The sequence below is a fragment of the Streptomyces novaecaesareae genome (genome assembly GCF_000716875.1).
In the GTDB taxonomy this organism is placed as follows: domain Bacteria; phylum Actinomycetota; class Actinomycetes; order Streptomycetales; family Streptomycetaceae; genus Kitasatospora; species Kitasatospora novaecaesareae.
This window is the reverse complement of record NZ_JNWQ01000073.1, coordinates 22,384-33,570: the sequence shown is the minus strand read 5'-3', so window position 1 is coordinate 33,570 and position 11,187 is coordinate 22,384. Positions and strand designations below refer to the sequence as shown.

At 73.6% G+C, this 11,187-nt stretch carries 11 protein-coding genes; 3 read left to right on the top strand and 8 right to left on the bottom strand.

The genetic code is table 11. The annotated features are described in order from the left end of the window. The first annotated feature begins 250 nt into the window (after positions 1–250). Entirely contained in the window at positions 251–817 is a 567-nt protein-coding gene (locus OP86_RS24700; protein ID WP_051830539.1) for a cobalamin biosynthesis protein, read from the top strand. Next, a complete protein-coding gene (cobC, locus tag OP86_RS24695) occupies positions 814–1,860 on the top strand; it encodes an Rv2231c family histidinol phosphate aminotransferase CobC (protein ID WP_030055872.1) in 1,047 nt (348 codons plus the stop codon). The genes OP86_RS24700 and cobC overlap by 4 nt, the downstream gene beginning before the upstream one ends. Here cobC and OP86_RS24690 read toward each other — a convergent pair. The 7 genes from OP86_RS24690 to OP86_RS24660 all read right to left on the bottom strand — a co-directional run bounded on the left by OP86_RS24690 (position 1,847) and on the right by OP86_RS24660 (position 8,236). After that, positions 1,847–2,641 (bottom strand): MOSC N-terminal beta barrel domain-containing protein, encoded by a 795-nt coding sequence (locus OP86_RS24690; RefSeq protein WP_234434842.1) that lies wholly within the window; start codon positions 2,639–2,641, stop codon positions 1,847–1,849. The two genes, cobC and OP86_RS24690, sit on opposite strands and share 14 nt — an antisense overlap. A 14-nt stretch (positions 2,642–2,655) precedes the next feature. After that, on the bottom strand, positions 2,656–3,189 hold the full coding sequence (locus tag OP86_RS24685; RefSeq protein ID WP_030256159.1) for a hypothetical protein: 534 nt from the start codon (positions 3,187–3,189) through the stop codon (positions 2,656–2,658). After that, a complete protein-coding gene (locus tag OP86_RS24680) occupies positions 3,186–3,764 on the bottom strand; it encodes a hypothetical protein (RefSeq protein WP_030256156.1) in 579 nt (192 codons plus the stop codon). The genes OP86_RS24685 and OP86_RS24680 overlap by 4 nt, the downstream gene beginning before the upstream one ends. A 147-nt stretch (positions 3,765–3,911) precedes the next feature. Beyond that, positions 3,912–4,934 (bottom strand): glutamine synthetase GlnII, encoded by a 1,023-nt coding sequence (glnII, locus tag OP86_RS24675; RefSeq protein ID WP_030055877.1) that lies wholly within the window; start codon positions 4,932–4,934, stop codon positions 3,912–3,914. A gap of 243 nt (positions 4,935–5,177) precedes the next feature. Next, positions 5,178–6,122, bottom strand: coding sequence for an SCO1860 family LAETG-anchored protein (locus tag OP86_RS24670; RefSeq protein WP_051830537.1), 945 nt, complete (start codon positions 6,120–6,122; stop codon positions 5,178–5,180). Positions 6,123–6,340: 218 nt separating this feature from the next. After that, complete coding sequence (locus OP86_RS24665) at positions 6,341–7,018, bottom strand: uracil-DNA glycosylase (protein ID WP_030256151.1); 678 nt, start codon at positions 7,016–7,018, stop codon at positions 6,341–6,343. A gap of 126 nt (positions 7,019–7,144) precedes the next feature. Next, complete coding sequence (locus OP86_RS24660; protein WP_030055880.1) at positions 7,145–8,236, bottom strand: amidohydrolase family protein; 1,092 nt, start codon at positions 8,234–8,236, stop codon at positions 7,145–7,147. A 125-nt stretch (positions 8,237–8,361) separates the two neighbouring features. Here OP86_RS24660 and OP86_RS24655 point away from each other — a divergent pair, with 125 nt between their 5' ends. After that, positions 8,362–9,447, top strand: a complete 1,086-nt coding sequence (locus tag OP86_RS24655; RefSeq protein ID WP_030256148.1) for a pyridoxal-phosphate-dependent aminotransferase family protein — start codon at positions 8,362–8,364, stop codon at positions 9,445–9,447. A gap of 56 nt (positions 9,448–9,503) precedes the next feature. On the opposite strand, the gene OP86_RS24650 is transcribed toward OP86_RS24655, so the two are convergent. Beyond that, positions 9,504–11,144: an APC family permease gene (locus tag OP86_RS24650; RefSeq protein ID WP_030256145.1), complete on the bottom strand. Its 1,641-nt coding sequence runs from the start codon at positions 11,142–11,144 to the stop codon at positions 9,504–9,506. Positions 11,145–11,187: the final 43 nt, after the last annotated feature.

Genomic DNA, 11,187 nt, shown 5'->3' with positions numbered 1-11,187 from the left:
GTGCCGGGGGTGGGGGTGCCGGGGGTGCGCGGTCGTGCGAAGGCCATGGGGTCCTCCGGAGGTCGGGGCTGCCGGGGCGGGAGCGCCGAGAACAGTAGGATCGGCACGGTGTCGTGTACGGCGCAAGACAGGTGAAGAACAGACGAACAGCTGCCGCCCGGTGGCGTCGGATCTCACACACGTCCCGATTGACCCGTTCCGGCCCTGCGTGGTGGGATCACGGGGGCCCGGGTACGGAGGAGTGCGGCGGATGAGCGGACTGGTCGCCATCGACGGGCCCTCCCACGGCAACCCGCCGGTGCACCCGCGCACCCTGGTGGTCGGCATCGGCGCGAGCAGCGCCGCCGAGCCCGCCGAGGCGATGCGGCTGCTGCTGGACGTACTCCGGGACGCCGGGCTCGCCCCCCACGCGGTGGCCCGGCTGGCCACGGTCACGGGCAGGGCGGAGCACCCGGCGGTGCGCTGGGTCGCGCACTGCCTCGGCGGGGTGCCGGTGGACGAGCACCCGAGACGGGACCTGGCCGCCGTACCGGTGCCCAATCCCTCGGCCGCCGTCGGTGCCGCCGTCGGCACGGCGAGCGTCGCCGAGGCGGCGGCGCTGGCGAGTGCGCCCGGCGGCCGACTCGTGGTCGCCAAGCGGAAGTCGGCCACGGTGACGGTGGCGGTGGCGGCGGCTGTGGCGGTGCCGATCGAGCCGGCGGCGGTGCCCGGACGGCCCGGATCGCCCTTCTCACCCGCCTTACCCGACCCACCCCGACCACCCGACTCGCCCGCCCCGCCCGCCGATCCCGCCCACCCCCAGGGAGACCCCGCGTGACCGCCCCCGAACCCGACCTGCGCCACCACGGCGACGCCGAGGTACGCGCCGCCGGGCTCGGCCTGGTCGACCTCGCCGTCAACGTCCGCACCGGAACGCCCCCGACCTGGCTGCGCGAGCACCTCGCCGCCACCCTCGGCGACCTCGCCGCCTACCCCGACCAGAGCGCCGCCCGCACCGCGGTGGCCGCCCGGCACGGCCGCCCGGTCGAGGAGGTGCTGCTCACCTCGGGGGCGGCGGAGGCCTTCGTCCTGCTGGCCCGCGTGATGACGGCACGTCACATTGCCGTGGTGCACCCGCAGTTCACCGAACCCGAGGCGGCACTGCGGGACGCCGGGCACCGGGTGCACCGGGTGCTGCTCTCCCCCGAGGACGGGTTCCGCCTGGGCGCCGTCCCCGAGGAGGCGGACCTGGTCGTCCTCGGCAACCCGACCAACCCGACGTCCGTCCTGCACCCCGCCGAGGCGGTGGCCGCGCTCGCCCGGCCCGGGCGCACCCTGGTGGTGGACGAGGCGTTCATGGACACCGTGCCGGGCGAGCGCGAGTCCCTCGCCTCGGTGCGGGGCCTACCCGGCCGGGTCGTCGTGCTGCGCAGCCTCACCAAGACGTGGGGCCTGGCCGGGCTGCGCATCGGCTATGTGCTCGGCCCGGCGCCGCTGATCGCCGAGCTCGGCGCCGCCCAGCCGCTCTGGCCGGTCTCCACCCCGGCACTGGCCGCCGCCGAGGCCTGCAGCAGCCCGGCGGCGCTCGCCGAGGCGGACCGGGCCGCGGCCGAACTGGCCGTCTGGCGCGCGCACTTGGTGAAGGGCCTGGCCGCCTTCCGGTCGGTTCGGCTGTACGGCGAACCGGCGGCCTCCTTCGTACTGGTCCGGCTGCCGGACGCGGCGGCCGTCCGAGGGCGGCTGCGCAAGCACGGCTTCGCCGTCCGGCGCGGGGACACCTTCCCGGGGCTGGGCGAGGAGTGGCTGCGGATCGCCGTCCGGGACGAGGAGACCACCGACCGCTTCCTCAAGGCCCTTGAGGCAGTACTCAGTCCAACCTGACCTCGGCACCGGCCAGGATCCGCCCGGGTACCACCACCTGCGCGTACACCCCCGCGCAGGGCAGCGCCGGCATGCCCTCCAACGGGACCACCCGGTTCCGCTCGGCCGGGATGCGCAGGGCCTCGGTGCGGCGGGGCAGCGGCCCGTGCCGGAGGGTGGGGACGGCGCAGCGCGGGGTGGCCGCCAGGACGCGCAGGCGCAGCGTCGGGCCGATCGCCAACTCCCGGCCCACCCAGGCGTTCTCGACGAATCCCTCGCCCTCGGTGCGGATCACCAGGTTCGGCCGGTAGCGCTCGGCCTCGGCGCCGGTGGCGCGCAGCGTCGCGGTGGTGATCAGGTGCAGCGGCGCGAAGTCGAAGAAGCCGCCGTCGGGCGCGGCCCGGCCCAACTCGCTGACGGTGACGTCGACTTCGGCCGCGATGCCGTGCGCCAGCACCTCCTCGGGCACGGCTCGCTCGACCGTCGCGCCGGCCGGGCGCTCGGCGACCAGCACGACCTTGCGGCCGATCGCCTCGGACAGTTCCGCCTCACCCGCGCCGCGCCCGTCCGGTCCGGTGATCACCACGCCGCCGTCCGCCGCGGCCGCCGCCGCGAACGCCAGCAGGCCCGCCCACAGCCGGGGGTGCTTCGCACTGGCCACCCGCCCGGTCTCCGGATCGAGCAGCGCCCGCTCGCGGTCCCCGGCCAGCCCGCGCCCGGTCACCTCGACCCCGTCCAGCTCCTCCCCCAGCAGCGACTTCACCGGGTAGCGGCACAGCCGCTCGACCGTGCCCACCGCCACTGCCCCTCCCCCGCTCACTGCTCCTCCGCCCAGGCGCGCAGCACCTCGAAGTGCATCTCCCGCAGCCCGAACCGGGGGTCGACCCAGAGCGCCACGGCCGGAGCTGGGTGGTTCGCCTCGATCCACTCGATGTCCTGCGGCCCGAGCTCGTCGTCCACCCAGACGAACGGGCGCCCGGCCGCCCAGGCGACCAGCTCCCGGGTCTTCCAGTGCAGCCCGTCCGGATCCGCCCGGAACACCTCCGTCCAAGGGACGTACGGGAGTTCGGGCAGCCCGATGCGCGGGCCGATGAAGGTGTTCGCCTCGTCCATCCAGGTGGTCGCCCACACCAGCTTGTACGGCAGCCCCAGCAGCTCCGGCCCGTGCAGCGGGTTCAGCCACACCCGTAGCGGCTCCAGCTGCTCGCGCGGTGTCGGCGCCTGCCGGGCGACCCACGACTCGGGGAGCAGCCGGTGGGCCTGGTAGCCCTCCGGGCAGCCGGCCGGGGTCGCGGCGTAGGGGTTCAGCGGCCCGTCCACGTCGAGCAGGAGCAGCGGCTTCCCGGTCATGCGGCGGCCGCCCACTCCCGCAGGGTCGCGAAGTCCTCGGCCAGCAGGCCCTTGCCGGGATGGATGTGCAGGGTGAGCGCCGGCCCGGGGTGGTTCGAGGCGATCCACTCGGCGTCCTGCGGCCCGAGCTCGTCGTCCACCCAGACGAACGGGCGCCCGGCCGCCCAGGCGACCACGTCCCGGGTCTTCCAGTGCAGCCCGTCCGGATCCTCGCCGAACATCTCCGTCCAGGCGATGTACGGGAGTTCGGGCAGCCCGATGTTCGGGCCGATGTGGGTGTTCGCCTCGCCCATCCACCCGGTGGCCCACACCAGTTCGTACGGCAGCGCCAGCAACTCGGGCCCGTGCGCCGGGTTCAGCCACACCCGCAGCGGCTTCACCCGGCCGGCCGGGCGCTTGGCGTGCTTCGCGCGCGTCGCCAGCTTGGCCTGCGCCGCCGCCATCCGCTCCTGCTTGCGCACCCACCAGGTGGGCCGCAGACGGTAGGTCCCGTAGCCGTCCGGCCGCCGCTTCGGCGCGGCGAAGGGGTTGAGCGGTCCGTCCACGTCGAGGAGGAGCAGGGGCTGCTGGGTCATGTCATGAATTCTCGGTTCGGCGACGGTGATTGACCAGCGATTTGCCGGTCACGATCAGGTCCTGCCGCCGACGCCCGAACGCCCGCAGGCCCCTCCCCGGTGCGGGAAGGGGCCTGCGGGCGTAGCGCGTGCCTCGGGGGCGGTGGATCAGACCTGGCCGGCCTTCTCCAGGGCCTCGCAGCAGGTGTTGATCAGGAGGCGGGTGACGACGTACGGGTCGATGTTGGCGTTCGGGCGGCGGTCCTCGATGTAGCCCTTCTGCTCCACCTCGACCTGCCACGGGATGCGCACGGAGGCACCGCGGTTGGAGACGCCGTAGCTGTAGACGTTCCACGGGGCGGTCTCGTGCTTGCCGGTGAGGCGGGACTGGATGTCGTCACCGTACTGGTTGACGTGCTCCAGCACCTTCTCCTGGGAGGCGCCGAGCGACTCGCAGGCGGTGATGATGGCCTCGTAGCCCTCGCGCATCGCCTTGGTGGAGAAGTTGGTGTGGGCACCCGCGCCGTTCCAGTCGCCCCTGGCCGGCTTGGCGTCGAGGGTGGCGTCGATGCCGAACTCCTCGGCGGTGCGGTAGAGCAGGTAGCGGGCGATCCACAGGTCGTCCGAGACGGTCAGCGAGTCGACCGGGCCGATCTGGAACTCCCACTGGCCGGGCATGACCTCGGCGTTGATGCCGCAGATGGCCAGGCCAGCGTCGAGGCAGCGGTCCAGGTGCAGCTCGACGATCTCGCGGCCGAAGACCTCCTCGGCGCCGACGCCGCAGTAGTAGCCGCCCTGCGGGGCCGGGTAGCCGCCCTCCGGGAAGCCGAGCGGGCGGGAGCCCTTGAAGAAGGTGTACTCCTGCTCGATGCCGAAGATCGACTCCTGCGCGGCGTACTTGTCGTGGATCTCGCGCAGCAGGGCACGGGTGTTGGACTCGTGCGGGGTGCCGTCGGTCTCCAGGACCTCGCAGAGGACGAGGATGTTGTCGCCGCCACGGATCGGGTCCGGCGTGACCTTCACCGGCTCCAGCACGCGGTCCGAGGCGTGGCCCTCGGCCTGGTTGGTCGAGGAACCGTCGAAGCCCCAGGTGGGGATCTTGTCGGCGTTGGGCAGGACGCGAGTCTTGGAACGGAGCTTCGCGGTCGGCTTGGTGCCGTCGATCCAGATGTACTCGGCCTTGATTGCCACGGCTTGTCCCTCGCGTTACTGGGTGGTGGGTGCCCGCGTAGCGTCGCAAGCCGCCGTTTCCCGGTTGTTCCTCTCATGTAACGCGCATGTGAACCAACCGTCCGCGTTGGCACGGTCACGGCGCGGGAGTGCCGTGGATGGCACTCCCGCACCCGTTGGTGCCTCAGAGCTGTACGACCTCAGCGCCGTACGACCTCGGTGCCGGACGACCTCAGTGCCGGACGACCTCAGTGCCGGACGACCTCAGTGCCGGCGGGCGTGCGCGGCCCGGCGGCGCCGGGTGGCGTACAGGGCGGCGGCCCCGCCCGCGACGAGGGCGGCGGCTCCGGCGGCCAGCGGCCCGGTGGCACTGCTGCCGCCGGTGGCGGCCAGCTTCTCCGGCTGCGCGGGCTTGTCCACCGCGGCCTGCGGGGCGGCGGTGCGCGAGCCGGTGGTGTCGGCCACCGGCTGGGCGGCGGGCACGCTGCCGGTCGCGGGGCCCGGGGTGCCGGTCGCGGGCGGGGTGGCCGCCGGCCCGGAGGGCTTCTCGCAGCTCACCGAGGCGACGGTGATCTTCCCGCTGACCTTGGCGACGTTCAGGTTCAGCGGGTTCACCTCCACCTGCACCTCCAGTGCCGAGGCGGCGGCGGTGGTCGTGGTGGTGGTCTTCTTGGAGAACTCCACCGACACGCTGCCGATCAGCGGCACGTCCACCGTGGTCGGCCCGTACAGGCTGACGGTGACGGGCTTGCCGAGGACGCTGAGCTTGGCGGGCGCGACCACGTCCGCGGTCGGCTGCCCGTCGACCGGGCAGGTCGCCTCGGCGCTCATCGCCTCCAGGCCGAGCAGCGCGGTGGCGGGCAGGCCGGGGGCGTGTACGTCGGCGTTGACCAGCTTGACGGAGGCGGCGGTGCCCTTGGCGTCGGCGCGGGTCACGGACTTGCCGATGTCCGCCTTGACCAGGGTGACCGGGCCGGTCTGGTCGACTCCGGCCACCGTGGCGGTGAGTACGGAACCGTCCCTCTGCTCGGGTGTCTCCACCTTGTTGAGCGCGATGTTCACCGGGACGTCCACCGCGTTGTTCAACAGCTTGACGTCCAGAGCGAGTTCGGCGGTGACGGCGCGCGCCTTCCCAGGCGAGGGCGAGGGCGGGGTCGACGGGGCGGCCTGGACGGGCCCGGCGGTGAGCGCGGTGCTCGCCACCACCACGGCGGCCGCGGAAACGATTCGGCGAGAGGACGAGCGAGCAGACGCGCCAGAGGACGGGCGAGCAGACAGGCGAGAAGACAAGGCGGTACCCCCACACAGATGAAACGATGAGCCGCCAGTCTTCTCGAACAATCCGTCACACATGCAACACGGAGCGTTATTTCACTCGTTGGAGTGAGTTTGACGTTCCGCACCGACCGGACTCTGCTAGAACAGCCCTACGGCAGCCGCCAGTCCACCGGCTGCGCCCCCTGCCGCACCAGCAGCTCGTTCGCCCGGCTGAACGGCCGCGAGCCGAAGAAGCCCCCGCTCGCCGAGTACGGGCTCGGGTGCGCCGACTCGATCGCCGGGACCTCCCCGAGCAGCGGCCGCAGGTTCCGGGCGTCACGCCCCCAGAGGATCGCCACCAGCGGCCCGCCGCGCGCCACCAGCGCCCGGATCGCCTGCTCGGTGACCTCCTCCCAGCCCTTGCCCCGGTGCGCGGCCGGCTTGCGCGGCGCGGTGGTCAGGGCGCGGTTGAGCAGCAGCACGCCCTGCTGCGTCCACGGGGTGAGGTCCCCGTTGGACGGCTGCGGCAGGCCGAGGTCCTGGCCGTACTCCTGGAAGATGTTGATCAGGCTCGCCGGGATCGGCCGCACCTCCGGGCCCACCGAGAAGCTGAGCCCGACGGCGTGGCCGGGGGTCGGGTACGGGTCCTGCCCGACGATCAGCACCCGCACGTCGGCGAAGGGCTGCTGGAAGGCGCGCAGCACGTTCGGGCCCGAGGGCAGGTACGTACGGCCGGCGGCCAGTTCGGTGCGCAGGAAGTCGCCCATCGCGGCGACCCGTCCGGCGACGGGTTCCAGGGCGGTGGCCCAGCCGGGCTCGACGATCTCGTTCAGTGGACGCGGTGCCATGGTCGCCACCCTATCGGCCTACACCGACAGGGCGTTCAGCGGATGATCATGAGAGTGGGAGCCCCCAGACCGGCCCCCTGACCAGCCCACCGGCCGGTCCCAGCCCAGCCCACCGGCCACCCCTGATCAGCCGACCGGCCGCCCGCGCAGCACCACCAGCCGCGGGTCCGCGAGCACCCGGACGTCCGCTCGCGGGTCCTCCCCGTACACCACGAAGTCCGCCGGCGCGCCCTCCTCCAGCGCCGGCCGCCCCAGCCACTCCCGCGCCCCCCAGCTCGCCGCCGACAGCGCCTCGGCCGGGCTCAGCCCCGCCTTCACCAGCTCCGCCACCTCGTCCGCGACCAGCCCGTGGGCGATCGAGCCGCCTGCGTCCGTGCCGACGAACACCGGGATGCCCGCGTCGTGCGCGGCGCCCACGGTGTCGTACCGGCGCTCGTGCAGCCGCCGCATGTGCGCGGCCCAGGCCGGGAACCTGGCCTCGCCGCCGGCCGCGAGGCCCGGGAAGGTGGCGATGTTGACCAGGGTCGGGACGATGGCGACGCCGCGCTCGGCGAACACCGGGATCAGCTCCTCGGTCAGCCCGGTGGCGTGCTCGACGCAGTCGATCCCGGCCGCCAGCAGGTCCGGCAGCGACTCGGCGGAGAAGCAGTGCGCGGTGACCCGCGCGCCCTCCTCGTGCGCCGCCGCGATCGCCTCGGCCAGCGCGTCGCCCGGCCAGCAGGCGGCGAGGTCGCCGCGCTCGCGGTCGATCCAGTCGCCGACCAGCTTCACCCAGCCGTCCCCGCGCCGGGCCTCGGCCCGGACGTACGCGGCCAGGTCGCCGGGCTCGATCTCGTGCGCGTAGTTGCGGATGTAGCGGCGGGTGCGGGCGATGTGCCGGCCGGCGCGGATGATCCGGGGCAGGTCCTCGCGGTCGTCGATCCACCGGGTGTCGGCGGCCGAGCCGGCGTCGCGGATCAGCAGGGTGCCGGTGTCGCGGTCGGTGAGCGCCTGCTTCTCGCTGGTCTCCGCGTCCACCGCGCCGTGCGTGTCCAGGCCGACGTGGCAGTGCGCGTCCACCAGGCCGGGCAGCACCCAGCCGGTCACCGTCCGGACGTCCGCGGCGGTCAGCGGGCGGCTGAAGCTCACCCGGCCGTCCACCACCCAGAGTTCGTCCCGGACGTCCTGCGGACCGACCAGCACCCGACCCCGCACGTGCAGCACCGCGCCATCGCTCATGGCCGCACTCTACCGACGGGGGCGCTCCGTGTAAGCAGCAAGAATGCGGCAGACTCGTTCCGACACCCACCACCCCGATCCACGCCGATCCGTCCCGCATCCCGCCCTCGAAAGGTCAGACCGCCGTGAGCCCCTTCCTCGACCTCCCCCCGCTCAGCGCCGCCGAGTTCGCGGCGATCGAGGACCAGGTGGCCGCGCTGCTGCACACCGAGGCCGACGTGATCGTCACCCAGGGCGAGGCGCTCCTCCCCCTGGAGGCCGCGATCCGCGGCGCCGCGCACCCGGGCTCGACCGCGCTCAACATCGTCACCGGCCCGTACGGGCAGACCTTCGGCAACTGGCTGCGCTCCTGCGGGGCGACGGTCGTCGACCTCGCCGTGCCCTTCGACAGCGCGGTGAGCGCGCAGCAGGTGGCCGAGGCCCTGGACGCCAACCCCGCGATCGACTTCGTCTCCCTCGTCCACGCCGAGGCCGCCACCGGCAACACCAACCCCGTCGCCGAGATCGGCGCCGTGGTCCGCGAGCACGGCGCGCTGCTGATGCTCGACGCGGTCGCCTCCGTCGCCGCCGAGCCGCTGCTCACCGACGAGTGGGGCGTCGACCTGTGCGTCATCGGCGGGCAGAAGGCGATGGGCGGGCCCGCCGGGGTCTCCGCCGTCTCGGTCTCCGAGCGCGCCTGGGAGCAGATCGCCGCCAACCCGGCCGCCCCGCGCCGCTCCTACCTGTCGCTGCTCGACTGGAAGGAGCGCTGGACGGACGCCGGCCGGGCCGTACTCCCGCACGCCCCGGCCCAGTTGGAGATGCTCGCGCTCGGCGCCTGCCTGGACCGGATCGCCGCCGACGGCCTGCCCGCCGTGATCGCCCGGCACCGCGCCGCCGCGGCCGCCACCCGGGCCGGCGTCCGCGCCCTCGGCACCCTGACCCCCTTCGTCGGCGAGGACGCCCACGCGGCCCCGGTCGCCACCACCCTGCGCACCCCGGAGGGCCTGAACGCGGCGGAACTCGCCGCCCGCCTCGACCCGGCCCTGCCCGTCCAGCCGGGCGGCGGCGCGCTGGCCGCCTCGATGCTGCGGGTCAACCACTACGGCCCGGCAGCCGCGCTGTGCGTCGTCCGGTCCTGCCTGACCGGCCTGGCGGCGGCCACGAACGCCGACGCCGCCCCCGCCCTGGCCGCGGCCGAGGCCGCCTGGGCGGGCGCCGTCCAGGGCTGAGCACACGGCAGAGCGGCCCCGGGAGCACTCCCGGGGCCGCTCTCGCACTCGTCCGCTCAGTGCCCGCCGGCCTCCACCACCTCGACGCCCCGGATGTTCCGCTCGATCTCCGCCACCGGCAGCGCGACCTCCAGCGCCCAGTAGTAGACGACCAGCGAGAACACCACCACGACGCCGATGTCCCACCACAGCGGCAGGTTCCCCTGCGAGCCCTCGCCGAAGGTGCCCTGCCAGGAGATGATCCCCATCCCGACCAGGTAGGCCGGCAGCCACTGCCCGGCCTTGAAGTCCATCCGCGGCGCGTTCGGCACCCCCTTCGAGGCGGCGTACGCGGAGTACCCGCCGAGCAGCGCGTACCCGATCAGGATCGCCAGGCCGAGCCGCCACAGGGTGTCCCAGCCGGACCAGTAGATGACCAGGCTCGCCACCGCGAAGGCCAGCGGCGAGATGACCGAGCCGCCGGGCAGGTGGTACGACCGCTCCAGCCCGGGCAGCCGCTTGCGCAGCACCCCGAAGGCCAGCGGCGCACCCGCGTACATCAGCACCACTGCCGAGGTGATGAACCCGACCAGCCGCTGCCAGCTCGGGAACGGCAGGAAGCACAGCACACCGGCGACCCAGGCGATGATCAGGCCGAGCCACGGCACCGAGTTGCGGTCGGTGTACTGCAGGGCCTGCGGCGCGTAGCCGTTGCGGCTCAGGCCGTAGGTGACCCGGGAGCTGGACGTGATGTAGACCAGCCCGGTGCCGGCGGGCGAGATCACCGCGTCGATGAAGAGGATGGTGGCCAGCCAGCCCAGGCCGATCAGCGTCGAGAGGCCCGCGAACGGCCCGCTGATCCCGGGGTAGTCGAGCGTGCCCCAGCCGCCGGCGAAGGTCTCCGGCGGCAGGGCGCCGATGAACACCACCTGGAGCATCACGTAGACGATCGTGCCGATCACCACCGATCCGAGGACGGCCCTGGGGATGTCCCGGCGGGGATTGCGGCTCTCGCCCGCCCACTGGATCGCCTGCTCGAAACCGAGCAGCGCGAAGATCACTCCGCTGGTGCTGATCGCCGCGAGGACGCCCTTGGCCCCGTCCGGCGCGAAGCCGTGCACGGAGAAGTTGGACCCGTGGAACTCGGTGATCCCGAGGGCGAAGATCGCCAGGATCGGAACGGCGACCTTCCACACCGTGGCCACGCTGTTGGTGTGCGCGAGGAGCCGGACGCCGAGGAAGTTGATCGCGACGAACACGCCCAGCAGCACGGCCGCGACCACGAAACCCGTCCCGGTCAGCGTCAGGTCCTTGTTCAGGAAGCCGTCCGCCCAGGACCAGTGCCGGGCGTAGTTGATCATCGCCTGCACCTCGATCGGCGCGATGGTCGCCGCCTGCAGCCAGGTGAACCAGCCGAACGACATCCCCGCGAACCCGCCGAACGCGTAGTGCGGGTACCGCGCGGTGCCGCCGGCCACCGGGAACAGCCCGCCCAGTTCGGCGTGGATCAGCGCCAGCAGGATGATCGCCACCGCGCCGATGCCCCAGGACAGCAGCGCGGCGGGCCCCGCCGCCACCGCCGCCTTCTGCGCCCCGAACAGCCAGCCGGAGCCGATGATCGCCCCGACCGAGGCCCAGAGCAGGCCAATGACGCCGACCTCGCGCTTGAGACCGGTGTGGCCCGCGCCCGGCGGGCTCGTGGTCGTTGAATTCGCCATGGCGGGACCGCCTCTCACCTCGGGGGAATCCCCCCGACAGTGC

What these genes read in the sequence shown, in the direction of transcription:
- OP86_RS24700 (WP_051830539.1), top strand. Translation starts at nt 251, where the DNA reads ATGAGCGGACTGGTCGCCATCGACGGGCCCTCCCACGGCAACCCGCCG.
- OP86_RS24685 (WP_030256159.1), bottom strand. Translation starts at nt 3,189, where the DNA reads ATGACCGGGAAGCCGCTGCTCCTGCTCGACGTGGACGGGCCGCTGAAC.
- OP86_RS24680 (WP_030256156.1), bottom strand. Translation starts at nt 3,764, where the DNA reads ATGACCCAGCAGCCCCTGCTCCTCCTCGACGTGGACGGACCGCTCAAC.
- OP86_RS24665 (WP_030256151.1), bottom strand. Translation starts at nt 7,018, where the DNA reads ATGGCACCGCGTCCACTGAACGAGATCGTCGAGCCCGGCTGGGCCACC.
- OP86_RS24660 (WP_030055880.1), bottom strand. Translation starts at nt 8,236, where the DNA reads ATGAGCGATGGCGCGGTGCTGCACGTGCGGGGTCGGGTGCTGGTCGGT.
- OP86_RS24650 (WP_030256145.1), bottom strand. Translation starts at nt 11,144, where the DNA reads ATGGCGAATTCAACGACCACGAGCCCGCCGGGCGCGGGCCACACCGGT.